Source organism: Aeromonas sp. S8(2024), from assembly GCF_041403085.1.
GTDB classification, from domain to species: domain Bacteria; phylum Pseudomonadota; class Gammaproteobacteria; order Enterobacterales; family Aeromonadaceae; genus Aeromonas; species Aeromonas dhakensis.
Genome location: NZ_JBGLRF010000005.1, coordinates 239,336 through 263,919 on the forward strand (window position 1 = coordinate 239,336; position 24,584 = coordinate 263,919).

Here is a 24,584-nt window from a genome sequence, read left to right on the forward strand (position 1 = left end):
CGGGCCCCATTGCAGGACGCAGTGATGGCAACGCTAACCCAGAAACAGAATGCCCCCAAGAAAGTCTTCGCCTTTCGCTGGAGCGGGGTGAACCGCAAGGGCCAGAAGGTCTCCGGCGAGCTGCAGGCCGACAGCATCAACACGGTCAAGGCCGAGCTGCGCAAGCAGGGCGTCAACGTCACCAAGGTGAGCAAGAAGAGTCAGGGGCTCTTCTCCAAGGGCGGCGCCAGGATCAAGCCGATGGACATTGCCGTCGTCTCTCGCCAGATTACCACCATGCTGTCGGCCGGCGTACCTCTGGTCCAGAGCCTGCAGATCATCGCTCGCAGCCACGAGAAGGCGGCCATGCGCGAGCTGATGGGCCAGATAGCCGCCGATGTGGAGACCGGCACCCCCATGTCCGAGGCGCTGCGCCGCCATCCCCGCCACTTCGATGATCTCTATTGCGACCTGGTCGAGGCGGGCGAGCAGTCCGGCGCCCTGGAGACCATCTACGACCGCATCGCGACTTATCGCGAAAAGTCCGAAGCGCTCAAATCCAAGATCAAGAAGGCCATGTTCTACCCCACAATGGTCATCCTGGTCGCCATTGTCGTCACTTCCATTCTGCTGCTGTTTGTCATTCCGCAGTTTGAGGACATCTTCAAGAGTTTCGGCGCCGAGCTGCCCGCCTTTACCCAGTTCGTCATCGGCATCTCCCGCTTCATGCAGAACTGGTGGTATATGATCTTTGGCGGGGTTGCACTCGCCATCTTCCTCTACGTGCGAGCCTGGCGCGCCTCGCAGAAAGTCAGAGACAACACCGACAAGTTCATTCTGACCATCCCGGTGGTCGGCATGATATTGCACAAGGCCGCCATGGCCCGCTTCGCCCGCACCCTCTCCACCACCTTTTCTGCTGGTATCCCGCTGGTGGATGCCCTGATCTCCGCCGCAGGCGCCTCCGGCAACTATGTCTATCGCACCGCCGTCATGGCCATTCGCAACGAGGTGGTGGCCGGCATGCAGATCAACGTGGCCATGCGCACCGTCGATCTCTTCCCCGACATGGTGATCCAGATGGTGATGATTGGCGAGGAGTCAGGCGCCATCGATGATATGCTCTCCAAGGTCGCTACCATCTTCGAACAAGAGGTGGACGATCTGGTCGACGGCCTCACCAGCCTGCTGGAACCTCTCATCATGGTGGTGCTGGGGGTACTGGTCGGCGGCATGGTGGTCGCCATGTACCTGCCCATCTTCAAACTGGGGTCGGTCATCCACTGACCCCCAACCAATCCGGAACCCGATGTTGCTGATCACTGACGTTTTTCACAGCCTGTCCTGGCTCTATTTTTCGCTGGTATTCCTCTTCTCTCTGATGATCGGCAGTTTTCTCAACGTGGTGATCCATCGCCTGCCCATCATGCTGGAGCGGGAGTGGCAGGCCGAATACCTCAGCTATTTCAACCCAGAGACACAACTGCAGCAGGAGGAACGCTACAACCTGATGGTGCCGCGTTCTGCCTGCCCCCATTGCGGCCACGCCATCACGGCCATGGAGAATATCCCCCTGCTCAGCTGGCTCTGGCTCAAGGGTCGCTGCCGTGAATGTCAGGCCCCCATCTCGGCCCGTTATCCGCTGGTGGAGCTGCTGACAGCTCTGCTCTCGCTGGTCGTCGCCGCAACATTTCCACCGAGCTGGGGCTTGCTGGCCGCCCTGCTGCTCACCTGGGTGCTGGTGGCGCTCACTTTCATCGATCTGGACAAGATGCTGCTGCCGGATCAGCTGACCCTGCCACTGCTGTGGGGTGGCCTGCTGTCCAATCTGGCAGGGGGATTCGTTCCGCTGGCCGATGCGGTGATCGGTGCCATGGCCGGCTATCTGGTGCTCTGGAGCCTCTACTGGGCCTTCAAGCTGCTGACCGGCAAGGAAGGGATGGGCTACGGCGACTTCAAGCTGCTGGCGGCGCTGGGGGCCTGGCTCGGCTGGCAGGCCCTGCCCATCGTGTTGCTGCTCTCCTCCCTGGTCGGCGCCATAATAGGGATAAGTCTCATCCTGCTGCGCAACCACCATCAGGGCAAACCCATCCCTTTCGGGCCCTACCTGGCCATCGCCGGCTGGATCGCGCTGCTGTGGGGCGATACCATCACCCGCTGGTACCTCACGACGTTTCTCTGATCAAAGGCAGCACTGACCCATGTATGTAGTCGCAATTACCGGCGGGATTGGCAGCGGCAAGACCACGGTTGCCAATCAGTTTGCCGAGCTGGGCATCGAAGTAGTGGATGCGGACATCATCGCCCGCGAGGTAGTGGAACCCGGCACCCCGGCCCTGGCCGCCATCGCCGCCCATTTTGGCGCAAACGTCATCGCCCCCGATGGCCGGCTCGATCGCCGCCAGCTGCGTGAGCGGGTCTTCACTGACCCGCAGGCCAAGGGCTGGCTCAACGCCCTGCTCCATCCCCTCATTCGCAGCGAGATGCAGCGCCAGTGCGCGGCCGCGCGCTCCCCCTATTGCCTGCTGGTGGTGCCCCTGCTAGTGGAAAACCGGCTCACCGCACTGGCCAACCGGGTACTGGTGATCGACGTGGACGAAGCGACCCAGATTGAGCGTACCTGTCGCCGGGACGGCGTGAGCCGTGAGCAGGCTGAGGCCATCCTGGCCGCCCAGGCGAGCCGGACCGAGCGGCTGGCGGCAGCCGACGATGTGCTGGACAACCAGAACGGCACGCCCGAGGCAATAAAGAGCCGAATTTTCGCGCTGCACGAGACATATCTGGCATTTGCCTCTCAACAAGCCCGCCAACTGTGAGTACACTAGGCCGGTTTATGGCTGGCCAGGATTAGGCATGATTTACGATTTTCCCCTCAATGAAAAAAGCCGGACCTATCTTCGTCTGGAGTCCCTGTTTTCCCAGATCCGCGACAATCTGGAGAGCGACCAGCCCTGGGCACACATCGCCTTTTTCAAGGGCCTGTTCGACCTGCAGGAGTTGCTGGAGCGCGGTGACCTGCGTGCCGACCTGATTAAAGACCTGGAGCGCCTCAGCCAGCGCCTGAGCCACTGGGCCAGCCTGCCAGACGTCGACCTGGAGCAGATCAACCTGATGCAGCAGGAGAGCACCCAGCTCTCCCGCAACTTGCTGAGTGCACCGCGGCCCGGTGCCCGCCTGAAAGAGGACCGGCTGCTTGGCTCCATCCGCCAGCGCTTCTCCATCCCGGGTGGGCTCTGTGCCTTCGACGTGCCGCAACTGCACCACTGGCTTGCCACCCCGGCCATCACGCGCCATCAGCAGATGCAGCTGTGGCTGAGCGACATCAACCTGTTGATGAATGCCATCTCCCTGCTGCTGCGCCTGTGGCGCGAATCCGGCAACTTCAGTGAACAGGTGGCCGTCAACGGCTTCTTCCAGGATACCGCCGAGAGTGCCGAGCTGATACGCATTCGCCTGAGCGGCACCCAGCAGTGCTACCCGACCCTGAGCGGCCACAAGAACCGGTTTGCCCTGCGTTTTTTGCCCACCGCGGAGCAGCAGATCGGTGACGTGCCCTTCCAGCTGGCCTGCTGCTAAGGAGCATCCATGGTGACCAAGGTAAAGTGCCCGACCTGCCAGACCGAGCTGGAATGGGGCCCGCAGAGCCCGTTTCGCCCGTTCTGCAGCAAGCGCTGCCAACTGATCGATCTCGGCGAGTGGGCCGACGAGGAGAAGCGGATCCCGGGGGAAATAGACCCGGAGCTGCTGCCCTACCCCGAAGAGGGGGAGCAGTGGCAGTAAGCCAGCAAGCAAAAAGGGCCGATTCGGCCCTTTTTATTTTGGTATGCACTGCGGCTAATATCAGCCCTGTGCGGCCAGCGATGCCTGCAGGCGCGTCACGATCGGGCCATTGGCGTCGGGGAAGTGGTACTCGTGCAGCGAGACCAGCGGCACCCAGCGACACTCCTGCCCCTCCTTGCCAAACGGCTCGCCGCTGAAGCGGGTCACCTTCCAGATATCCAGCAGTACCTGCTTGTCCGGGTAGTCGTGATGCAGCTCCATGAAGGGAGCGCAATCCTGCACCCGGATCCCGATCTCTTCCCACAGCTCCCTGTCCAGCGCGGTGAGCAGATCCTCTCCGGCTTCCACCTTGCCGCCGGGGAATTCCCAGCGATCCCCCTGATGACGATCGGCGGAGCGTCTGGCGATGAAGATATCGCCCCGTTCGTTCTCGATGACGCCGACCGCCACCCAGATCCGTTTCTTCTGTTCCATCATTGTCCTCAGCGTAAACATGGCAAACGGGCAATCCAGGGCGCCAGCCGGCGGGCCTGTGTTTCCCCTTGTGCCGTAAAGATATCCTGCCCCACATGCTCGCTCCCGTCCGGGGCGGGCAGCGGCCAGGGGGTGGCGCCAGACGGCGTGAAGCAGCGGTCATGCACCAGACAGCTCTGCGAGAGATAACCCCAGAGCCGGTCGCGCAAAAACCACTGGTCGATATTCGGCGTCTCCATGACGTCCGGCTGATAGGCTTCGAGCAGGGGCGCCAGTGGCGGCAGCACACCGGCCACCCCACCCCACATGCCCGCCAGCACCAGATCGGTATGACTCCACCAGTCGCGCATGATATGAAACCAGCGCGTCGATGCAAGCCACTCCTGTACCGCCAGCCGCTCGCGCACACCCGGTACCGAATCCACATCCCGCACCAGAAAGCGCCCCACCCGCGGATCGTTGGCTACCTGAAAGCGCCAGCAGAGGCGCTGACGCAAAGATTGACCGGCGGGTTGCAGCAACAGCTCGGCCCCCAGTTCGCGCAGCGCAGCGAGCAGCTCGGCGGGCACGCTCTCATCCACGTAGAAACGCACCCGCCAACCCGGATAGAGATAGGCGGCCGCCAGCACACTGTCGATGGCGCCCCGCAGGTAACGAGGGGCACTACCCCACAGCGAGAAGGCGATGACATCCGGCTTGTCTGCCGACAGCCAGGCTGACGGTGCGACTGCCGGCAGAGTCCAGTCTGACGGCGCCTTGTCGCTCACCCGTGCCTTTAGCTCCAGCGAGCGGGTGCCCGCAAGGGCTGCCTCGGAGTGTCGCTCCAGCTTGGCCAGCGAGGCGCAGAGAGCATCCAGCGCATGGAAGTCGTCGGGGAGACTCTGCAACAGGGTCTGCAGCCGCGCCACCGCCTGTTCATATTGACCGGACCGTGACAGACAAGAGCAGAGGTTGCGTAGCACCTCGTCGTTGCCAGGTTCGGCCTTGTGAGCCATCTCCAGTACCTGGGCCGCCGACGCCGGGTCACCGCACAAAAAGAGGTAATAGGCAAACTGCAGCTGCAGAGCCACCGGCTTGACCGCGCTGGCATTGAGCCGGGCCAGCAGTTGCTGGATGGCAACCTGGCGCTGGCCCGCCAGCCAGCTGTTGTGGGCAGTAGTATCCCATCCTGTCGGCATCTTGCTCATCGCACGGCTCTCCCTCTTTGCCTGCCGGAAATGAATGCACCGCCCGGAGGCGGTGCATCATCGTCATTGCGCTATCAGGTCAACTGACCGTGGCAGTGCTTGTATTTCTTGCCGGAGCCGCAGGGGCAGGGATCGTTGCGCCCCACCTTCTGCTCGTCCCGCACGAAGGTGACCGGGCCCGCTTCGGCCTGCTCTTCATCGGCCAGCTGGTTGTCGGCCGTCGCGTGGGTGTAGGTACGGGGAGCGGCTTCGGCCTGCTGGCGCTGCTGCTCTTCCATCGCCTCCACGTCGCGCTCCTGCACCTGTACCCGGCTCAGGATGCTGACCACGTCGCGCTTCAGGGTTTCCAGCATCTGGGTGAACAGATCGAAGGATTCGCGCTTGTACTCCTGCTTGGGGTTCTTCTGGGCGTAGCCGCGCAGATGGATACCCTGACGCAGGTGATCCATGGCCGCCAGGTGCTCTTTCCACAGGCCGTCCAGGGTTTGCAGCATCACCGCCTTCTCGAAGTTGCGCAGCACCTCTTTACCAACCAGCTCTTCCTTGTGGGCATAGAGCTTGGTGGCTTCATCCAGGATGCGCTCGCGCAGCTTCTCTTCATACAGCTTGTCGTCTTCCGCCAGCCACTGCTGCAGCGGCAGATCGAGGGCGAAATCAGACTTCAGGCGGGCTTCCAGACCCGGCACGTCCCACATCTCTTCCAGAGACTGGGGCGGGATGTACTCGTCGATGATGGCGCCATAGACGTCATCACGGATGACGTGGATGGTCTCGGAGATGTCGCTGGTGTCCAGCAGCTCGTTGCGCTGCTCATAGACCACCTTGCGCTGGTCGTTGGCCACGTCGTCAAACTCCAGCAGGCTCTTGCGGATGTCGAAGTTGCGACCTTCCACCTTGCGCTGGGCGTTCTCGATGGCCTTGGTCACCCAGGGGTGCTCGATGGCTTCACCCTCTTCCATGCCCAGCTTCTTCATCATGCCGGTCACGCGATCGGAGGCGAAGATCCGCATCAGGGTATCTTCCATGGATAGGTAGAAGCGGGAGGAGCCCGGGTCACCCTGACGACCGGAACGGCCGCGCAGCTGGTTGTCGATACGACGGGACTCGTGACGCTCGGTACCGATAATGTGCAGACCACCGGCGGCCAGCACCGCATCGTGGCGCACCTGCCAGGCGGCCTTCAGCTCGGCGATCTGCTCCTCGCTCGGGTTCTCCAGCTGGGCGATTTCCGCTTGCCAGTTGCCACCCAGCACTATGTCGGTACCACGACCAGCCATGTTGGTGGCGATGGTGACGGCGCCGGTCTGACCGGCCTGGGCGACGATCTCAGCTTCCATGGCGTGGAACTTGGCGTTCAGCACCTTGTGCGGGATCTTCTCCTTGGTCAGGATGCCGGAGAGCAGCTCGGAGTTCTCGATGGAGACGGTACCGACCAGCACCGGCTGGCCACGCTCGACGCAGCCGCGAATGTCTTCGATGATGGCGGCATACTTCTCGTTGGCGGTCAGGTAGACCAGATCGCCCATGTCCTTGCGCACCATCGGCTTGTTGGTCGGGATAACCACGGTATCCAGGCCATAAATCTGCTGGAATTCAAAGGCTTCGGTATCGGCAGTACCCGTCATGCCCGCCAGCTTGTCGTACAGACGGAAGTAGTTCTGGAAGGTGATGGAGGCCAGTGTCTGGTTCTCGTTCTGGATCTTGACCCCTTCCTTCGCCTCGACCGCCTGGTGCAGACCGTCGGACCAGCGACGACCCGGCATGGTACGGCCGGTATGCTCGTCGACGATGACGATCTCGTCCTTCTGAACTATGTAGTCCACGTTGCGCTCAAACAGGGTGTGGGCACGCAGGCCGGCGTTGACGTGGTGCAGCAGGCTGATGTTGGTGGCGGAGAACAGGGAGTCGTCTTCGGCCAGCAGCCCCTCTTTCTTGAGCAGCTCTTCCACGAAGATCTGGCCGTTTTCGGTCAGCAGCGCCTGGCGGTTCTTCTCGTCCACCGTGTAGTGGCCGTCGCCGGTGTACTCTTCGGAATCTTCCTTGTCCTGCTTAACCAGCAGCGGGATCAGCTTGTTGACACGGATATAGAGCTCGGAGCTGTCTTCGGCCGGGCCTGAGATGATGAGCGGGGTACGGGCTTCATCGATGAGCACCGAGTCCACCTCATCCACCAGCGCGTAGTTGAGCGGACGCTGCACGCGCTGCTCTGGCGAGAACGCCATGTTGTCGCGCAGATAGTCGAAACCGAATTCGTTGTTGGTACCGTAGGTGATGTCGGCGGCGTAGGCGTCGCGCTTCTGGGACGCATCCATGCCAGGCACGTTGCAGTCGACGGTCATGCCGAGGAAGGCGAACAGCGGGCGGTTCGCCTCGGCGTCACGCTTGGCCAGATAGTCGTTCACCGTCACCACGTGCACGCCGCGGCCGCTCAGGGCATTCAGGTAGGCCGGCAGGGTGGCGGTGAGGGTCTTACCTTCACCCGTTTTCATTTCGGCGATGCGGTTGGAGTTCAGCACCATGCCGCCAATCAGCTGCACGTCGAAATGACGCATGCCGAACACCCGACGGGAGGCTTCACGCACGGTGGCAAAGGCCTCCGGCAGCAGCTGCTCCAGCGTCTCACCCTGCTCCAGACGCTGACGATACTCGGCCGTCTTGGCCTGCAGCTGTGCATCGGACAGAGCTTCGAACTGCGGCTCCATCGCGTTGATCTGTTTTACAATTTTACGCAAAGCCTTGAGCGTTCTGTCGTTCCGGCTGCCGATAATCTTGGTAAGCAGTGTGCTAATCATGGGTACCAACTATTTCTGGTTATATAAGCGTTCCGTCACTGGAACCTGGAGAAAAAAACCTAACCCCGTCTGGCATTGAGAAAACGCGCGGGGTCCACCTGACGACCATCTTTCAACACTTCGTAATGCAAATGGACCCCGGTCGCGCGACCGGTGCGTCCCATCAAGGCAATTTTCTGGCCCTCATCGACCAGGGTGCCCACTTCGACCAGCAACTTGGAGTTGTGGGCATAGCGGGTCACCAGACCATTGCCGTGGTTGATCTCCACCATGTTGCCAAATTCCGGATGACGGCCCGCCCAGCTTACAACGCCCGGGCCCGTTGCCAGGATGGGGGTGCCGGGCTTGCCACGGAAATCTACCCCTTTGTGCATCTTGGCACGACCATTGAACGGATCGACCCGGCCACCGAAGCCAGAGGAGACCCAAACTCGCTCCTGCTTGACCGGAGTCCCGGAGATGAAACCGGCATCGGTTATATGGTGATTCATGATGAAAGATTCAAGTACCGACAGCTGCTCTTCACGACTGCTGAGCTGTTGGCTGAGATGCTTCATGGAGTCCTGCAGCTCGTTGAGGCTGACTTCCAGATCCGCATCATAGGAGGGGCCGCCCATGGGGGGCAGCTCCTTGAAATTGAACTCCTCGGGGTCGAGGTCGGCTTTTTCGGTCAGCCGCTCTCCGAGTGCATTGAGTCGACCCAGCTGCCCCTGCATGGTGCCCACCTGGGCGGCCAGCATGGCAAGCTGTTCGCGGGCTTCGTCAGCCCCTTGCGTGGATTTTTGCTGTTCGGCCATGGCCAGCGCCACTTCCAGCGCGTCCATCTTTTGCTGCCAGCTCTGCCAGAGCCAGCCGCCCCCCAGGGCCAATACAGTGAAGAGGATACCGCCGACCCAGGCCAGACGTTGTTTGGGCAAGTGCAACCTGCGTCGCTGCTTACCATGGAGGATCAGGGTAATGCTCATAGAAATCAGTCTGCTCGGTCAGGTGTGGCCATGGGCCGACACGGAAAATAAAACCGGGAGATAATCGGTATTACAGAATGGAGTAAACAAATGACGGAACGTCGGTGCGGAGAGAGGACCGACGTTCCGTTGCACGGCTATCAGGCCAGAACCAGACCGTTATCGTAGTAAGCGATAGGCGCTTTGTCGCCCTCACCCTCGAAGGTCACCAGTTCCCAGGCCTCCTGCTTGGCCAGCAAGGCACGCAGCAGTTTGTTGTTCAGGGCATGGCCGGTCTTGTAGGCACGGAATTCGCCAATGATGCTGCGATTGCACATGTACAGATCACCAATCGCATCCAGCATCTTGTGTTTGACGAATTCGTCTTCGTAGCGCAGACCATCTTCGTTCAACACCCTGTAGTCATCCAGCACCACAGCGTTTTCCAGGCTGCCGCCCAGCGCCAGGTTCTGGGAACGCAGGTACTCGATGTCACGCATGAAGCCGAAGGTACGGGCACGGCTGATCTCTTTCACGAAGGAGGCACCGGAGAAGTCCAGCACGCAACGCTGATTGCGTCCTTCAAATACCGGATGCTGGAAGTCGATCTCGAGATCCATCTTGAAGCCGTTGCGATAGGGGTGGAATTCCGCCCACTTGTCGCCGTCTTCAACCCGGATGCTCTGCTTGATCCGCACAAACTGCTTGGGGGCATTCTGTTCACGGATACCGACTTCTTGCAGCAGGTAGATAAAGGGGTGCGCACTGCCGTCCATCACCGGGATCTCGGGCGCATCAACCTCAACATAGAGGTTGTCGATGCCCATCCCAGCCAGCGCGGCAGAGAGGTGCTCAATGGTAGAGACACGGACACCGGCTTCGTTCACCAGAGCGGTACAAAGCACGGTATCACGCACCTGATCGGCATTGGCTGGCAGCTCTACCACAGGATTCAGATCGGTACGCAAGTAAACGATCCCTGTGTTAACAGGCGCCGGACGGAACGTCATTGTGACTTTCCGGCCCGAATGCAGGCCGACACCAGTGGCCTGGACACTCGTTTTCAAGGTTCTTTGTCTAATCATGGGCGTATCCGCTTAACAGCTCAAATTCCTGACCAGATGGTCGTGGGCAGGCCATCTTAGCACATTCCTTAAGCAACAAACAAACAAGCGTCATTAGAGGCTTAGTCAGCTTGCTTGCGCAGGAACGCAGGAATATCGAGATAATCCGGTTCGCGACGAGCTTGCGGCTCGGCGTTCACCACCTTGGCCGGCGCCTCTTCCATCACGCGAGACTGCAGGGCTTCGCTGATCAGGGGCTGACGAGCCGGACGTTCCTGGACCATGTTGTTCTTCACCAGGGTGATGTCGGGCTTGCGCTCGGCACCGATACCGGTGGCAACCACGGTCACGCGCAGTTCGTCGTGCATTTCCGGGTCGATTACGGTACCCACCACCACGGTGGCGTTCTCGGAAGCGAAGGCCTTGACCGCGTTACCGACGGTTTCGAACTCTTCGATGGTCATGTCCATGCCGGCAGTGATGTTGACCAGGATGCCGCGGGCACCGGCCAGATCCACGTCTTCCAGCAGCGGGCTGGAGATGGCCTTCTCGGCCGCTTCTTCGGCACGGTCATCACCGGAGGCGGAACCGGTACCCATCATGGCGGTACCCATCTCGCGCATCACGGTACGCACGTCCGCGAAGTCGACGTTGATCAGACCCGGACGGGTGATCAGCTCGGCAATGCCCTGTACCGCACCCAGCAGCACATCGTTGGCCGCCTTGAAGGCGTCCAGCAGGGAGATGCCACGACCCAGCACCTTCAGCAACTTGTCGTTGGGGATGGTGATCAGGGAGTCGACGTTCTTGGACAGCTCTTCGATACCGTGAGCGGCAAAGCCCATCCGTTTTTTCCCCTCGAAGGAGAACGGCTTGGTTACGACAGCAACTGTCAGGATACCCATCTCGCGGGCCACTTCGGCCACGATCGGGGCAGCACCGGTACCGGTACCACCGCCCATGCCGGCGGCGATGAATACCATGTCGGAGCCGGTCAGCAGCTCGCGCAGCGCTTCCCGATCTTCCATGGCCGCGTCACGACCCACTTCCGGGTTGGCCCCGGCACCCAGACCCTTGGTGATGCCACCGCCGATCTGCAGGGTTGTGTTGGCACTGGAGTTGCGCAGCGCCTGGGCGTCGGTGTTGACGGTAATAAACTCGACACCTTCGATGTTTTGACGAACCATGTGTTCGACTGCGTTGCCGCCGCCGCCACCCACACCAATCACTTTGATGACGGCTTCGTCAGTGTGGCTATCCATAAATTCAAACATGTTGTCTCTCCGCTTTATTTGCCTGACTCAGCAAAATCTTTTAGAACTCGCCACGCAACCAGTTGCTGACCCGTTTGACCAGCCCACCTACGCTTGCCTTGGCGGCATATTCCTTGCTACTGCCGGTGGATTGATGGGTGCGGCCGTACTGCAGCAACCCGACCGCAGTCGAGTACACAGGCGCCTGCACGTAATCACTCAATCCCCGGATATTCATGGGCTCCCCTACCCGGACCTGGCTCTGGAAGATCTGCTCTGCGCACTCCACAATGCCTTCGATCTGGGCAGCGCCGCCGGTCAAGACCACACCGGCTGCAAGCTGATGCTTGACCCCCTGCGCTTTCAATTCGCTTTGTACCCGCACCAGCTCATCATTCACCATGGAGAGCAACTCGGTGTAACGGGGCTCGATCACTTCGGCCAGTGTCTGCCGCTGCAGGCTGCGCGCCGGACGACCGCCGACACTGGGTACTTCAATATTGTCTTCCTTGCTGACCAGCCGGCCCAGGGCGCAGCCGTAGCGCACCTTGATCGCCTCCGCATCCAGCGGCGGAGTGCCGAAGGCGTAGGCGATGTCGCTGGTCACAGTGCTGCCGGCGTATGGGATCACCTTGGTGTGACGCAGGGCGCCGCCGGTAAACAGCGACATGTCCATGGTGCCGCCACCGATGTCCACCACGCAGACACCCAGCTCTTTCTCGTCTTCGGTCAGCACGGCGTAGCTGGACGCCAGCGCGGAGAAGATCAGCTGATCCACCCGCAGACCCACCTTCTCAACGCACTTCTCGATGTTGCGAGCCATGTCGTTGTGGCAGGTGATCAGGTGCACCTTGGCGGCCATCCGCACGCCGGACAGACCGACCGGGTTCTTGATCCCTTCCTGGTAGTCGATGGCGAACTCCTGGGGCAGCACGTGCAGCACCCGCAGCTCATCAGACAACCGCACCGACTTGGCGGTGTGGATGACGTTGTCCACGTCTTCCTGGGTCACCTCTTCATCGGAGATGGGCACCATGCCGGTTTCATTGCGACAGTCGATGTGCTTGCCGGACAACCCCAGATAGACGGAGCTGATCTGGCAGTCGGCCATCATCTCGGCCTCTTCCACCGCGCGGCGCAGGGACTTGACCACGGAATCGAGATCGTTGACCCCACCCTTGTCCATGCCACGAGAGGCGTGACTGCCCATGCCGATGACATTGAGCTCACCGTCTGGCAGCACTTCGCCAACCAGAACCGCCACCTTGGTTGTGCCGATATCCAGTCCGACAATCAGATTTCTATCTGCGGTTTTGGTCATTCACTTTCTCTTCGTTCTTCTTCCAGCCAACTGCCATCCCGGTGTCGTATCGAAGATCCACGTAAGCAACCCGCTCACGGGGTTCGATGACCGGAAAGGCATCGATAAACCGCTGCAGTCGAAGCGCGATATCCGAGCGCCCCAAAAACAGCTGAATGTTGCCATCCAGGGTCAGTTCCCAGGCATGGCGAGGGGTCAGATTCACCCCCAGCAGCTTGTATCCTCTGGCCGCCAGCTGCGCCTCGTACTGACGGCTGGCCTCCAGTACCTTGACGGCCTGATCTTCTGGCCCGGACAGCTGCATCAGGGGGGTCTTCACCCTGTCCGGCGCACTGAACACCTCACCCTTGGTGTTGACGAAGCGGTTGCCATTCCAGCGGGCCGCAACCGCCTGTTCGGTGAGGTAGACCTTGATCTTGTTGGGCCACTTCTTGCGTACCGAGACCTGGGCCACCCAAGGCAAGGCGTTCAACCGCGCCTGCAATTCGTTCACATCCAACTCGAAGAAGTTGCGCAACTCGGCGCCATCCAGCACAGCGCTGCGCAGTTCATCGGTTTGCAAATACTGGTGTTGCCCCTGCAGCAACAGCTCGCTCATGGGCAACCGATTGGCATCCGTCAGCCAATCTTTAACATCCAGCGCGGTCTGGTAGAGGCCCCACATGACCAGGAGGAAAAATCCCACCCCGGCGATGAAGCCTCCCTTGGTGCGCCCTTGTGCCCTTGCCTCCACCCGATCGATCCCCGTTTAACGCGCCATGCCGGCCCTTTGCAGGCCGGTTCGCCATTATATAGGCCCCGGCTTGGCGGTCAAAATACTCATTGGGCCCTCAGGCGCCGGATTTCATGCTCTCGATGCTCAATTTCATCTCGCCGAGACGCCGTGCCAGCGCCCCGACGTTCCCTGCCCCCTGGGTCAGCACCAGATCGCCCTCGCCGACCAGGCCGGCCAGTACCGCCGGCACATCGTCCGGCGTCGCGACAAAGATGGGTTCCAGACTGCCGCGGGAGCGGATGGAGCGGCACAGGGCGCGGCCATCGGCGCCCGGAATAGGCTCTTCACCGGCGGCATAGACCTCCAGCATCACCAGCACGTCCACCTTGGAGAGCACGTCAGCGAAGTCTTCATAGAGATCACGGGTACGGGTGTAGCGGTGCGGCTGGAACACCATCACCAGTCGCTTCTCGGGCCAGCCGGCGCGAGCGGCGTTGATAGTGACCTTGACCTCGCTCGGGTGGTGACCGTAGTCGTCCACCAGCATGGCCTTGCCGCGGCCGGTCTCGAACTCGCCATATTGCTGGAAGCGGCGACCCACCCCTTCAAACTTGGCCAGCGCCCGGATGATGGCATCATCGCCGATCCCGTCCTCGGTGGCGACCGCAATCGCCGCGGCGGCATTGAGGGCGTTGTGGATGCCCGGCAGATTGAGGGTTACCTCCAGCTCGCCGGCATCCTTGCGACGGACCCGGAACCGGCTGCGGTTGCTGGTCTGCACGAAGTCCAGCACCTGCACGTCGGCATCATCACTCAGGCCATAGGTGATGGTGGGACGCGCGATCTCCGGCAGCATGCCGCGGATCACCGGGTCATCCACGCACACCACGGCCAGCCCGTAGAACGGCAGATTGTGCAAAAAGTCGATGAAGGTGGCCTTCAGCTTGGAGAAGTCGCCACCATAGGTGTCCATGTGATCCGCTTCAATGTTGGTCACGATGGAAACCATCGGCTGCAGATGCAGGAAGGAGGCGTCGCTCTCGTCCGCTTCGGCAATCAGATAGCGGCTGCTGCCCAGGCGGGCATTGGTGCCGGCGCTATTGAGCAGGCCACCGATGACGAAGGTCGGATCCCGGTCCGCTTCGGCATAGATGCTCGCCACCAGACTGGTGGTGGTGGTCTTGCCGTGGGTGCCGGCGATGGCGATGCCATGGCGGAAACGCATCAGCTCGGCCAGCATCTCGGCGCGGCGCACCACAGGAATGCGCAGCTCGCGGGCAGCCAGCAGCTCGGGGTTGTCCTGCTTGATGGCGGTAGAGACCACCACCACGCTCGCCTCGTTCACGTGCTCGGCACTGTGGCCCACGAAGATGTGGGCACCGAGGGACTCGAGCCGTTCGGTCACCGCATTGCGGGCCAGATCCGAGCCGGTCACCTGATAGCCTTCGTTGGCAAGGACTTCTGCGATACCGCCCATCCCGGCCCCACCGATGCCGATGAAGTGAATGCGACGCACCCGGCGCATTTCAGGGATAACGGTACGCAGTTTTGCCAGTTCAACCTTGGTCATAATCATCTCTCGCTCTGCCCGGTCGCCAGGCGTTTGCACTCATCGGCGACCCGCTCGGCGGCATCGATGATGGCGACGCGACGGGCGGCCTGGGCCATGTTCAATAGGGTTTCCCTGCGCCCGGCAAGCCAGGAGAGACGCGCAGCCAGCGAGGCCGTGGTCAGCTCGGATTGGGGCAGGAATTCAGCCGCACCGCCGTCGACCAGAGTCAGGGCGTTGCGGGTCTGGTGATCATCCACCGCGTGGGGCAGCGGCACAAAAATGGCGGCAACCCCGGCGGCGGCGACTTCGGAGACGGTCAGCGCCCCGGCCCGGCACACCACCAGGTCTGCCCAGGCATAGGCACCGGCCATGTCCTTGATAAATTCACTCACCTCGGCCGCAACACCCTGCTTGGCGTAGGCCTCGGCCACGGCATCGCGATTGCCCTTGCCGCACTGGTGACGCACCTCGATGGGCACACCGGCCGCCGCCACCGCCGGCGGCACCTGCTCGTTGAGCACCCGGGCCCCCAGGCTGCCACCGACGATCAGCAGCCGCAGCGGCTCTGCACTGCTGCGCAGTTGCGGATCCGGCAGGGCCACCACCTCGGGGCGCACCGGGTTGCCCACCACGGCGGTGCGACGGCTCGGGGCAAAGGCGCCCGGGAAGGCCATCAGCACCCGCTTGGCGAGACGGGCCAGCAGCTTGTTGGTCATGCCGGCCGCAGCATTCTGTTCGTGCAGCAGCAACGGGATGCCGGACAGCCAGGCGGCCACGCCACCCGGACCGGAGGCAAAGCCGCCCATGCCGAGCACCACGTCGGGGCGAATGGTCTTGAGCACCCGGCGCGCCTGCAGCACGGATTTGACGATGCGATAGGGGGCCGCCAGCAGCCGCTTGATGCCATTGCCACGCACCCCCTGGATATCGATGAAGGAGATGGGATAACCATGGGCAGGCACCAGCTCCGCCTCCATCCGGTCGGCGGTGCCGAGCCAGTGAATGGTCCAGCCCTGGGCCTTGAGGCGATCGGCCACGGCCAGACCGGGGAACACGTGGCCCCCGGTACCGCCTGCCATCACCAACAGCGTCTTGCTCACTAAACCTCCCGCACGCGCGCCTGGGCACTGGCCTGACGCAACTCGAAATCGATACGAATCAACATGCTCACCGCCACCATCATGATGATGAGGCTCGAACCACCATAACTGACCAGCGGCAGGGTCAGACCCTTGGTCGGCATCATGCCGCTGGCGGCGCCGACGTTGACGAAGGTCTGGAAGCTGAACCAGATGCCGATGCCGATGGCCAGATAGCCTTCATATAACCGCTCCGCCACCAGCGCCTGATGGCCCAGCTTGAGCGCCTTGACCGAGAGCGCGAAGATGAGGAAGAGCGCGCCCAGCACGCCCACATACCCCAGCTCTTCACCCAGGATCGCAAACACGAAGTCGGTGTGAGCTTCCGGCAGGTACTCCATCTTCTGGATGGAGTTACCGAGCCCCTCGCCAAACCAGCTGCCACGACCGAACGCCATGAGCGACTGGGTCAGCTGGTAGCCGCTGCCGAACGGATCGGCCCAGGGGTCGAGGAAGGAGGTGACCCGCCGCATCCGGTAGGGCTCGGCGATGATCAGGGTCACTACCGCGCTCACCCCCACCAGGATGAGGCCGATGAACTGCACCAGGCGGGCGCCGGCCAGGAACAGCATGCCCAGCGACGTCACGAACATCACCACCACAGAACCCAGGTCAGGCTGTGCCAGCAGCAGGATGGCCACCACAAACAGCACCGCCATCGGCTTCATGAAGCCGATGAAGCGCTCGCGCACCTCGCTCTGGCGGCGTACCAGGTAGCCGGCCAGATAGACAAACAGTGCCAGCTTGCCAAACTCGGCAGGCTGCAGGTTGAAGGGGCCGAGCGGCAACCAGCGCACCGAGCCGTTGACGCTGCGCCCCACCAGCAGCACCAGCACCAGCATGACGATGGCCAGCAGCAGCATGGGGCCGTTGTAGTGCTGCCAGCGGGCCATGGGCACCTGCAGTACGAACCAGGAGACCCCGAGCGCCATCAGCAAGAACAGGCCATGGCGCTTCACGAACATGAAGGGATCGTTGTTGATGGCGATCCCCTCCGGGATGGAGGCGGACGCAACTATCACCAGACCCACCGCCATCAGCGCCAGCGCCAGCACCACCAGCTGCCGGTCATAGAGACCGGCAGGGCGCGCCGGCAACAGCCAGCGCTGCAGGAAACCCGCTACCGCACGAAGGGCGTTCATAACTTTTGTACCAGCTCGGTGAAACGATCACCGCGCGCTTCGAAAGACTTGAACTGGTCCAGGCTGGCGCAGGCGGGCGCCAGCAGCACCCAGTCGCCGGGCATGGCATCGGCAGCCGCCTTGACGACCGCGGCATCGAGATCGGCAACCCGCTCGGTCTGCTCACCCAGTGCCAGCAGCACCTCGGCATCCTGGCCGAAGCAGTACATGTGATCGATCTGGCTGCCGAGCAGGGCTTGCACCGGGCCGAAATCCTGACCCTTGCCCTGGCCGCCGGCCAGCAGCAGCAGACGGCCTTTCACCGATTCACGCACCCCGGCCACGGCGGCCAGGGTCGCTCCCACGTTGGTGGCCTTGGAGTCGTTGATCCAGCGCACCCCGTTCACCTCGCGCACGAAGCGGGCGCGGTGCGGCAACCCCTCGAAGCGGCGCAACACGGCGAGCTGGGGCTCACGCGGAATGCCCACCGCATCGCACAGGGCCATGGCGGCCAGGGCGTTGGCCTGGTTGTGGGCACCGACGATCTTCATCTCGTCTACCGCCAGCAACGGCTCGCCGTGCAGGGTCAGCCACTGGCGCCCCTCCAATTCACAGCGGCCATAACCGTTGCAGTCGAGACCGAAGCTCTGCCACACCTGACCCACGTCGGGCAGGGTCTGGGCATCGTCACGATTGACCAGAATGTGCTGGGAGTGCTGATGGATCTCCATCTTGGCAGCGCGGTAGTCGGCCATGCCCTGATAGCGATCCATATGATCTTCACTGAGGTTCAATACCACGGAAGCGGCGGCGCGCAGGCTGTGGGTGCTCTCCAGCTGAAAGCTGGAGAGCTCCAGCACGCAGAGATCCATCGGCTGCTTGAGCAGCTCAAGCGCCGGCGTGCCTATGTTGCCACCCACCCCGACCTTGAGGCCGGCTTCGGCGATCATCTCGCCCACCAGGGTAGTCACAGTGCTCTTGCCGTTGGAACCGGTGATGGCGATGACCGGCACTTCGGTATCGCGCACGAACAGCTCGATGTCACCGACGATCTGCACCCCGCACTCGGCGGCGGCTTTCAGTTCGGGGGTGGCCAGCGCGATGCCCGGGCTCGCCACTATCATGTGCGCCTGCTTGAGGCGCTCGCCGTCCAGCCCGTGAATGAGCTCCACCTCGGGTGGCAGCTGATCCTTGCCGGGCGGGTTGGCGCGGGTGTCCATCACCAGCGGCGTGACGCCACGGCCGAGGAAGTAGTCGACGCAGGAGAGTCCGGTTTTGCCGAGTCCGATGATGATGACCATGGCTTACCTCACCTTCAGGGTGGCAAGGCCGAGCAGCACCAGCATGAGGGTGATGATCCAGAAACGCACGATGACGCGCGGCTCAGGCCAGCCCTTCTTCTCATAGTGGTGATGGATCGGCGCCATGCGGAAGATGCGCACGCCGCGCAGCTTGTAGGACCCCACCTGCAGGATCACCGAGACGGTCTCCATCACGAAGACCCCGCCCATGATCACCAGCAGGAACTCCTGACGTACCAGCACGGCGATGGTGCCGAGCGCGCCGCCCAGCGCCAGGGAACCCACGTCCCCCATGAAGACCTGGGCCGGATAGGTGTTGAACCAGAGGAACCCCAGACCGGCGCCGACGATGGCGGTACAGACGATCACCAGCTCGGAGGTATAGGGCACATAGGGAATGTGCAGGTAGCTGGCGAAGTTGACGTTGCCGGTCGCCCAGGCGATGAAGGCGAAGCCCCCCGCCACCATCACGGTCGGCATGATGGCCAGACCGTCGAGGCCATCGGTCAGGTTGACCGCGTTGGAGGTGCCGACGATGACGAAATAGGTCAGTACGATGAACATCAGGCCGAGCTGCGGCATCACGTCCTTGAGGAAGGGCACTACCAGCTGGGTCTGACCGTCGTGAGTGGCGGTGGCGTAGAGGAACACAGCCACCCCCAGCGCAACGGCGGATTGCCAGAAGTACTTCCAGCGGGCGATCAGGCCGTCGGTGTTCTTGCGCACCACCTTGAGGTAGTCATCGGCGAAGCCGATGGCACCGTAGGCACCCAGCACGAACAGCACCAGCCAGACATACGGGTTGTCGAGACGGCACCAGAGCAGCACAGAGATGAAGATGGCGGCGATGATCATCAGGCCGCCCATGGTCGGGGTGCCTTTCTTGCTCAGGTGTGACTCGGGGCCGTCATTGCGGATCACCTGGCCGAATTTGAGGATCTGCAGGCGGCGGATGAGGCGCGGCCCCATCCAGAGCGCCACCACCAGACCGGTGATGATCGACAGGATGGCGCGAAACGTCAGGTAGGAGAAGACGTTGAAGAAGGTGAAGTGCGGGGTGAGCAGTTCCGCCAGCCAGACTAACATGTGGCCGACTCCTGATGGTCTTTGACCATATCGACGATATCTTCCATGCGGGAGCCGCGGGCCCCCTTGACCAGAATCGAAATTTCTTGATGTGTTTTTATCATTTGCGCAAGCACTTCAAACAACGACGCCTTGTTATCGAAATGTCGGCCAGCCGCGGCATCTGCGGTGTGGCGACTCTGTTCTCCTACCGTCAGCACGGCATCCAGACCGCGCTCGCGGGCGTGGCGACCGACCCGGGCATGCTGCTCGGCGGACTCCTCACCCAACTCCTTCATGTCACCGAACACCAGCACCTTGTAGCCGTTCATGGCAGTCAGGGTATCGATACCCGCCAGCACGGACTCCACGCTGGCGTTGTAGGTGTCGTCCACCAGGGTGAGGCCACCCCAACGCTGGACGCAGAAGCGGCCCTTGACCGGCGCCATCTGCTCGAGCCCGGCCTTGATCGAGGCGAGCGAAGCGCCGAGCGCCAGCGTGCCGGCGGCGGCGGCCAGCGCGTTGGCCACGTTGTGGCGACCCGGAATGGCCAGAGTCAGGCTCACCTCACCCTGCGGGGCCACCATGACGAACTCGGCACAACCCTGCTGATTGATCACCACGTTTCTGGCGTGGAACGGCTGATGCTGATCCTCGATGGAGAAGGCGCAGTGAATGCCGCGGGCCTGCCATTTGGGCCAGAACTCGTTGTCGGCGTTGACGATGGCGGTGCCACCTTCACCCAGCCCCTCAAAAATCTCGCTCTTGGCGTGGAACACCCCTTCCAGCGAGCCGAAGCCCTCCAGATGAGCAGCCGCCACGTTGTTGATGATGGCGGCATCGGGTCTGGCCAGCGAGGTGGTCCAGGCGATCTCGCCCGGGTGGTTGGCCCCCAGCTCCATCACCGCGAACTGGTGTTGCGGCTCGAGGCGCAGCAGGGTGAGCGGCACTCCCACCTCGTTGTTGAAGTTGCCGGCGGTGGCCAGCACTTCCCCTTCCTGGCGCAGAATGGCAGTCGCCATCTCCTTCACCGTGGTCTTGCCGCAGCTGCCGGTGATGGCCAGCACTTTCGGGTTGATGCGCTCGCGCACCAGCCGACCGAGGCGACCCAGCCCCTTGAGGGTATCGGCCACCACCAGCTGGGGGATCGCCAGCGGCAATTCACGCTCCACCAGCAGGGCGGAGGCGCCGGCGGCCACGGCCTGGTCGCAGAAATCGTGGGCATCGAAGCGCTCGCCGCGCAGCGCCACGAACAGCGCGCCGGCACCCAGGGTACGGGTGTCGGTGCTGACAGCCGTGATCGCTTCGTCTTCACCAATCAGACGGGCATCGAGTACCTGCGCCAGCTCGGCAAGCCTGAGGGTCATCATGCGAATGACTCCAATAATGTGTGCAAGGCGGCCGCGACGGTTTCCCGGTCGCTGTAGTGCCGCTTGTCGGTTCCAATGATCTGATAATCCTCGTGGCCTTTACCGGCCACCAGGATGATGTCCTGTTTGTTTGCCTGGCTCAGCGCCAGATGGATCGCCTTGACCCTGTCGTGCTCGATCTGCACGGCGCCAGGATCGCGAAGACCCGCCACCATGTCGGCCATGATCCGGGCCGGCTCCTCGGTACGGGGGTTGTCGTCGGTCAGGATCACGCGATCCGCATGCAGCTCGGCCATGGCGGCCATCATGGGGCGCTTGCCGCGATCCCTGTCGCCGCCACATCCCACTAGGCACCAGAGCCGTCCTTCACAGTGCACCCGCAGGGCCTGCAGCGCCTTCTCCAGCGCATCCGGCGTGTGGGCATAATCGACCACGGCGAGCGGCGCCTTGCCGCCACCGAAACACTCCATGCGACCGGTCACCGGCTGCAGTTGCGGTGCGCTGGCCAGCAACTCGTCGAAGTCATAGCCGAGCACCAGCATGGCGCCCATCGCGGCCAGCACATTGCTGACGTTGAAGCGCCCGAGCAAGGGGGCGGATAATACACCATTCCCCCAACTGGAGTTAATCTGCGTGCGAAAACCTTGCTGGTGGAAATGGGGGTCTTGCGCCGTCAGCTGTCGCCCCGGGTGATTGGCCACCGGGCCGTGCACGCTGAATGCCACCGCGGCCGGATAAGCGGCCAGCCACTGGCGACCCAGGCGGTCATCGGCATTGAGCACGGCGCAAGGTTCTGCCACCAGTTTCAGCAGCTCTTCCTTGGCGGCGCCATAAGCCTCCATGGTGCCGTGATAGTCCAGGTGATCCCGGCTCAGGTTGGTGAACACGGCAGCGGCAAACGGCAAGGCAGCCACGCGATGCTGCACCAGACCGTGGCTGGAAACCTCCATCGCCACCAGATCCGCCCCCTGCGCCTGCAGGGCGGCCAGATTGGCTTGTACCTGCAGCGCGCTGCCGGTGGTGTTTTCAGCTTCGATGAGATCGCCGAACAGGCCGTTGCCGATCGTGCCCATCACCCCGGCCTTGCCCCCCAGCAGGGTGCGCCAGTTGGCGACCAGCAGTGCCGTGGTGCTCTTGCCATTGGTGCCAGTGATGCCCACCAGCTCCAGCTTGCTGGCCGGCTGGTCGTAGAAATAGCCGGCCAGCTCGGAGAGGCGGGCCGGCAGGTTGGGCACGCCGATGCAGGGCACGGCCAGCGTTGGTGCCACGAATTCCCCGTCCTCTTCAAACAGTACGGCGGTCGCTCCCTGAGCCACCGCCTGTTCGATAAACCGTCTGCCATCCACCTGATGCCCGCGAATCGCCACGAAGAGACAACCGGGCCCGACGCGCCGACTGTCCAGCTGGATGTCGGTGAGTGCGAGCGCCGGGGCAGTAATGCCAAAGGGGCGCATCAGCTGATCAAGTGCGCGGGACAACATTGGAAGCCTCCGTACGGGCAAGTTTGGTGGGTACCGCTGGCGGCACCGCGTCGGGACGAATATTGAAGAGTTGCAGCACCCCGCCCATGGCTTCGGCAAACGGCGGGGTCGCCACGGCGCCACCGTAGTAGGCATCGCCCTTGGGCTCGTTGATCACCACCACCATGACGAAGCGCGGGTTGCTGGCCGGGGCGAAGCCGGCGAACCAGGCCATGTAATCCTTGCCGTAGCCGCCGGCCACGGCGACCTTGGCGGTACCACTCTTGCCACCGACCCGGTAGCCCGGGATCTTGGCTTTCGGAATGGCATTGTCGACCACATACTCCAGCGCCTGCAGCATGGCGGTGGCGTTGTTGTGGTCGATGACCTGCTCACCCTTGGGCGGCTCGCTCACCTTGACGATGGAGATGGGCACCCGCTTGCCCTTGTTGGCCAGGGTGGCATAGGCGGAGGCCAGCTGCAGCGGGGTCACCCGCAGGCCATAGCCGAACGACAGAGTGGCCCGTTCGATATCGGACCAGCGCCGGCGCTGGGGCAGCATGCCGCTGCTCTCGCCCATCAGGCCGCTGCCGGTATCCATCCCGAAGCCCACCATGCTGAGGGTGTTGATCATCTCCTGGGCCGGCATCCGCAGTGCGATACGCGACATGCCGATGTTGGAGGAGTAGCGCAGGATGTCGTACAGGTTGGTCGCCTTGTGAATACTCACGTCGCGGATCTGCTTGGCCCCGATGAACAGGGGGCCGCCCTGGATGGTGTCCTTCCAGCTGGTGACGCCGGCCTGCAGGGCACTCAGCAGGATCAGGGGTTTGACGGTCGAACCCGGTTCATAGGTGTCGGTCACCACCCGGTTGCGCACCCGGAAACTCTGGTACTGACCGCGATTGTTGGGGTTGTAGGAGGGGGTGTTGACCATGGCGAGCACCTCGCCGGTCTTCACGTCCAGCATCACCATGGAGCCGGAGGTCGCCTTGTTCTCGTCGGTGGCCCGCTTGAGTGCCCGGTAGGCCAGCGCCTGTACCCGCTGATCGATGCTCAGCTGCAGATCGTTGGCGTTCTTGCCCTCTTTCACCAGCCCGAGCCGCTCGATGACCCGACCCTGCCGGTCCTTGCGCACCCGCATCTCGCCCGGGGTCGCGGTCAGCCATTCGTCATAGCTGCGCTCGATCCCCTCGATGCCATGCCCATCGATGTTGGTCACCCCTACCAGATGGGCGCTGATCTCGCCGGTCGGATAGAAACGGCGCGACTCCGGACGCAGGTAGATGCCGCCCAGCTTGAGCCCCTTGATGTACTCGGACACCGCCGGCGTCACCTGTCGCTGCAGGTAGACGAAGCGCTTGCTCGGGTTGGAGATACGGTGCTTGAGGGTGTTGATGTCGAGCTTGAGCACGGCGGAGAGCGCCATCCAGGCACGTTCGTTGTGGATGGCACCAGACTCGTGCACCGTCTTGGGATCGGCCCACACCGCTTCGACCGGTACCGACACCGCCAGCTGTTCGCCATTGCGATCGGTGATCATGCCACGCACCGCCTGGGTGGAGGTGGTACGCAGCGAGCGCATGTCCCCCTCCTGACGCAGCCTGTCCGGGTCGATCACCTGGATCCAGGCCAGCCGCAGGATCAAGCCTGCAAACGCAATGCCGATGAAAAACACCAGCGTGCGAAAGCGCCACGGATAGAGTGACGGGGCTTTGACCTTGGGTTGGGCCTTGGCGGATGCCTTGCGTTTCATGGTTGTGTAATTACCTTCTCGGTGGTCACCAGCGGGCGAGCCATCTGCAACTTGTCCATGGCCAGACTCGCGACCCGGGAGTGCTCTGCCAGCGTGCCCTGCTCCAGCAGCAGGTGGCGCCACTCGATGTTGAGCCTGTCCTCCTCCGCCATCAGGTCATTCTGTTTGGCGGTGAGGCCGCGGGTCATGTTGGTCACCAGGATCACGGCAAAGGCGGTGATCAGCACGGCGATGGCCAGCACCACCTGCAGCTTGTGCCGCCAGAGATCGCCGAGGATCTCCCTGGCCAGATGAACACGCACCTCGCTCAT

Annotated in this window: 22 protein-coding genes; 5 read left to right on the forward strand and 17 right to left on the reverse strand. The window is 62.5% G+C overall.

What is annotated here, in order from left to right; all coding sequences use genetic code 11:
- Window positions 1-24 precede the first annotated feature (24 nt).
- From ACB031_RS15605 to yacG, 5 genes are read left to right on the forward strand one after another with little or no spacing between them, the layout of a single operon-like run.
- Entirely contained in the window at window positions 25-1,266 is a 1,242-nt protein-coding gene (locus tag ACB031_RS15605; protein ID WP_010635960.1) for a type II secretion system F family protein, read from the forward strand.
- Between the two features lie 22 nt (window positions 1,267-1,288).
- The gene (locus tag ACB031_RS15610; protein ID WP_017779053.1) at window positions 1,289-2,161 is read left to right on the forward strand and encodes an A24 family peptidase; all 873 of its coding nucleotides are present in this window, start codon (window positions 1,289-1,291) and stop codon (window positions 2,159-2,161) included.
- A 19-nt stretch (window positions 2,162-2,180) separates the two neighbouring features.
- Window positions 2,181-2,795: a dephospho-CoA kinase gene (coaE, locus tag ACB031_RS15615; RefSeq protein ID WP_371139870.1), complete on the forward strand. Its 615-nt coding sequence runs from the start codon at window positions 2,181-2,183 to the stop codon at window positions 2,793-2,795.
- Window positions 2,796-2,832: 37 nt separating this feature from the next.
- Window positions 2,833-3,555 (forward strand): cell division protein ZapD, encoded by a 723-nt coding sequence (gene zapD / locus ACB031_RS15620; RefSeq protein WP_026141277.1) that lies wholly within the window; start codon window positions 2,833-2,835, stop codon window positions 3,553-3,555.
- A gap of 9 nt (window positions 3,556-3,564) precedes the next feature.
- Window positions 3,565-3,759 carry a DNA gyrase inhibitor YacG gene (gene yacG, locus ACB031_RS15625; protein WP_005305661.1) on the forward strand — a complete coding sequence of 65 codons (195 nt, stop codon included), beginning with the start codon at window positions 3,565-3,567 and terminating at the stop codon, window positions 3,757-3,759.
- Between the two features lie 60 nt (window positions 3,760-3,819).
- Here yacG and mutT read toward each other — a convergent pair whose 3' ends face one another.
- The 17 genes from mutT to ftsL form a co-directional block, all read right to left on the reverse strand.
- On the reverse strand, window positions 3,820-4,233 hold the full coding sequence (gene mutT, locus ACB031_RS15630) for an 8-oxo-dGTP diphosphatase MutT (protein WP_010635956.1): 414 nt from the start codon (window positions 4,231-4,233) through the stop codon (window positions 3,820-3,822).
- Window positions 4,234-4,241: 8 nt separating this feature from the next.
- Entirely contained in the window at window positions 4,242-5,420 is a 1,179-nt protein-coding gene (locus ACB031_RS15635; RefSeq protein WP_371139871.1) for a tetratricopeptide repeat protein, read from the reverse strand.
- A 74-nt stretch (window positions 5,421-5,494) separates the two neighbouring features.
- Entirely contained in the window at window positions 5,495-8,212 is a 2,718-nt protein-coding gene (gene secA / locus ACB031_RS15640) for a preprotein translocase subunit SecA (protein WP_010635954.1), read from the reverse strand.
- A gap of 59 nt (window positions 8,213-8,271) precedes the next feature.
- Window positions 8,272-9,177 (reverse strand): M23 family metallopeptidase, encoded by a 906-nt coding sequence (locus ACB031_RS15645; protein WP_005305673.1) that lies wholly within the window; start codon window positions 9,175-9,177, stop codon window positions 8,272-8,274.
- Window positions 9,178-9,317: 140 nt separating this feature from the next.
- Window positions 9,318-10,241 (reverse strand): UDP-3-O-acyl-N-acetylglucosamine deacetylase, encoded by a 924-nt coding sequence (gene lpxC / locus ACB031_RS15650; protein WP_011707578.1) that lies wholly within the window; start codon window positions 10,239-10,241, stop codon window positions 9,318-9,320.
- Between the two features lie 101 nt (window positions 10,242-10,342).
- The gene (gene ftsZ / locus ACB031_RS15655) at window positions 10,343-11,494 is read right to left on the reverse strand and encodes a cell division protein FtsZ (protein ID WP_005305686.1); all 1,152 of its coding nucleotides are present in this window, start codon (window positions 11,492-11,494) and stop codon (window positions 10,343-10,345) included.
- Between the two features lie 40 nt (window positions 11,495-11,534).
- Window positions 11,535-12,794 carry a cell division protein FtsA gene (ftsA, locus tag ACB031_RS15660; RefSeq protein WP_005305690.1) on the reverse strand — a complete coding sequence of 420 codons (1,260 nt, stop codon included), beginning with the start codon at window positions 12,792-12,794 and terminating at the stop codon, window positions 11,535-11,537.
- Window positions 12,775-13,527 carry a cell division protein FtsQ/DivIB gene (locus ACB031_RS15665; protein WP_005305694.1) on the reverse strand — a complete coding sequence of 251 codons (753 nt, stop codon included), beginning with the start codon at window positions 13,525-13,527 and terminating at the stop codon, window positions 12,775-12,777. Before ACB031_RS15665 ends, ftsA begins: the two co-directional genes overlap by 20 nt.
- Window positions 13,528-13,624: 97 nt before the next feature.
- A complete protein-coding gene (murC, locus tag ACB031_RS15670; RefSeq protein WP_010635950.1) occupies window positions 13,625-15,079 on the reverse strand; it encodes a UDP-N-acetylmuramate--L-alanine ligase in 1,455 nt (484 codons plus the stop codon).
- A 2-nt stretch (window positions 15,080-15,081) separates the two neighbouring features.
- A complete protein-coding gene (gene murG, locus ACB031_RS15675) occupies window positions 15,082-16,161 on the reverse strand; it encodes an undecaprenyldiphospho-muramoylpentapeptide beta-N-acetylglucosaminyltransferase (protein ID WP_010635949.1) in 1,080 nt (359 codons plus the stop codon).
- Entirely contained in the window at window positions 16,161-17,342 is a 1,182-nt protein-coding gene (gene ftsW / locus ACB031_RS15680; protein WP_005305703.1) for a cell division protein FtsW, read from the reverse strand. Before ftsW ends, murG begins: the two co-directional genes overlap by 1 nt.
- A complete protein-coding gene (murD, locus tag ACB031_RS15685; RefSeq protein WP_201990151.1) occupies window positions 17,339-18,622 on the reverse strand; it encodes a UDP-N-acetylmuramoyl-L-alanine--D-glutamate ligase in 1,284 nt (427 codons plus the stop codon). Before murD ends, ftsW begins: the two co-directional genes overlap by 4 nt.
- A 3-nt stretch (window positions 18,623-18,625) precedes the next feature.
- Window positions 18,626-19,708: a phospho-N-acetylmuramoyl-pentapeptide-transferase gene (gene mraY / locus ACB031_RS15690; RefSeq protein ID WP_005305710.1), complete on the reverse strand. Its 1,083-nt coding sequence runs from the start codon at window positions 19,706-19,708 to the stop codon at window positions 18,626-18,628.
- Complete coding sequence (gene murF, locus ACB031_RS15695) at window positions 19,702-21,057, reverse strand: UDP-N-acetylmuramoyl-tripeptide--D-alanyl-D-alanine ligase (protein ID WP_244364973.1); 1,356 nt, start codon at window positions 21,055-21,057, stop codon at window positions 19,702-19,704. The genes mraY and murF overlap by 7 nt, the downstream gene beginning before the upstream one ends.
- Window positions 21,054-22,538: a UDP-N-acetylmuramoyl-L-alanyl-D-glutamate--2,6-diaminopimelate ligase gene (gene murE, locus ACB031_RS15700; RefSeq protein ID WP_201990149.1), complete on the reverse strand. Its 1,485-nt coding sequence runs from the start codon at window positions 22,536-22,538 to the stop codon at window positions 21,054-21,056. Before murE ends, murF begins: the two co-directional genes overlap by 4 nt.
- Window positions 22,519-24,273 carry a peptidoglycan glycosyltransferase FtsI gene (locus ACB031_RS15705; RefSeq protein ID WP_005305719.1) on the reverse strand — a complete coding sequence of 585 codons (1,755 nt, stop codon included), beginning with the start codon at window positions 24,271-24,273 and terminating at the stop codon, window positions 22,519-22,521. Before ACB031_RS15705 ends, murE begins: the two co-directional genes overlap by 20 nt.
- Entirely contained in the window at window positions 24,270-24,584 is a 315-nt protein-coding gene (ftsL, locus tag ACB031_RS15710) for a cell division protein FtsL (protein ID WP_005305726.1), read from the reverse strand. The genes ACB031_RS15705 and ftsL overlap by 4 nt, the downstream gene beginning before the upstream one ends.

Bases quoted from the DNA above. Each gene is read 5' to 3' on its own strand.
- ACB031_RS15635 (WP_371139871.1), bottom strand. From the start codon at position 5,420: ATGAGCAAGATGCCGACAGGATGGGATACTACTGCCCACAACAGCTGG.
- ftsW (WP_005305703.1), bottom strand. From the start codon at position 17,342: ATGAACGCCCTTCGTGCGGTAGCGGGTTTCCTGCAGCGCTGGCTGTTG.
- ACB031_RS15705 (WP_005305719.1), bottom strand. From the start codon at position 24,273: ATGAAACGCAAGGCATCCGCCAAGGCCCAACCCAAGGTCAAAGCCCCG.
- ftsA (WP_005305690.1), bottom strand. From the start codon at position 12,794: ATGACCAAAACCGCAGATAGAAATCTGATTGTCGGACTGGATATCGGC.
- zapD (WP_026141277.1), top strand. From the start codon at position 2,833: ATGATTTACGATTTTCCCCTCAATGAAAAAAGCCGGACCTATCTTCGT.
- mutT (WP_010635956.1), bottom strand. From the start codon at position 4,233: ATGGAACAGAAGAAACGGATCTGGGTGGCGGTCGGCGTCATCGAGAAC.
- yacG (WP_005305661.1), top strand. From the start codon at position 3,565: ATGGTGACCAAGGTAAAGTGCCCGACCTGCCAGACCGAGCTGGAATGG.
- ACB031_RS15605 (WP_010635960.1), top strand. From the start codon at position 25: ATGGCAACGCTAACCCAGAAACAGAATGCCCCCAAGAAAGTCTTCGCC.
- mraY (WP_005305710.1), bottom strand. From the start codon at position 19,708: ATGTTAGTCTGGCTGGCGGAACTGCTCACCCCGCACTTCACCTTCTTC.
- murF (WP_244364973.1), bottom strand. From the start codon at position 21,057: ATGATGACCCTCAGGCTTGCCGAGCTGGCGCAGGTACTCGATGCCCGT.
- coaE (WP_371139870.1), top strand. From the start codon at position 2,181: ATGTATGTAGTCGCAATTACCGGCGGGATTGGCAGCGGCAAGACCACG.
- murE (WP_201990149.1), bottom strand. From the start codon at position 22,538: ATGTTGTCCCGCGCACTTGATCAGCTGATGCGCCCCTTTGGCATTACT.
- secA (WP_010635954.1), bottom strand. From the start codon at position 8,212: ATGATTAGCACACTGCTTACCAAGATTATCGGCAGCCGGAACGACAGA.
- ftsL (WP_005305726.1), bottom strand. From the start codon at position 24,584: ATGAGCGAGGTGCGTGTTCATCTGGCCAGGGAGATCCTCGGCGATCTC.
- murC (WP_010635950.1), bottom strand. From the start codon at position 15,079: ATGACCAAGGTTGAACTGGCAAAACTGCGTACCGTTATCCCTGAAATG.
- murD (WP_201990151.1), bottom strand. From the start codon at position 18,622: ATGGTCATCATCATCGGACTCGGCAAAACCGGACTCTCCTGCGTCGAC.
- ACB031_RS15610 (WP_017779053.1), top strand. From the start codon at position 1,289: ATGTTGCTGATCACTGACGTTTTTCACAGCCTGTCCTGGCTCTATTTT.
- ftsZ (WP_005305686.1), bottom strand. From the start codon at position 11,494: ATGTTTGAATTTATGGATAGCCACACTGACGAAGCCGTCATCAAAGTG.
- lpxC (WP_011707578.1), bottom strand. From the start codon at position 10,241: ATGATTAGACAAAGAACCTTGAAAACGAGTGTCCAGGCCACTGGTGTC.
- ACB031_RS15645 (WP_005305673.1), bottom strand. From the start codon at position 9,177: ATGAGCATTACCCTGATCCTCCATGGTAAGCAGCGACGCAGGTTGCAC.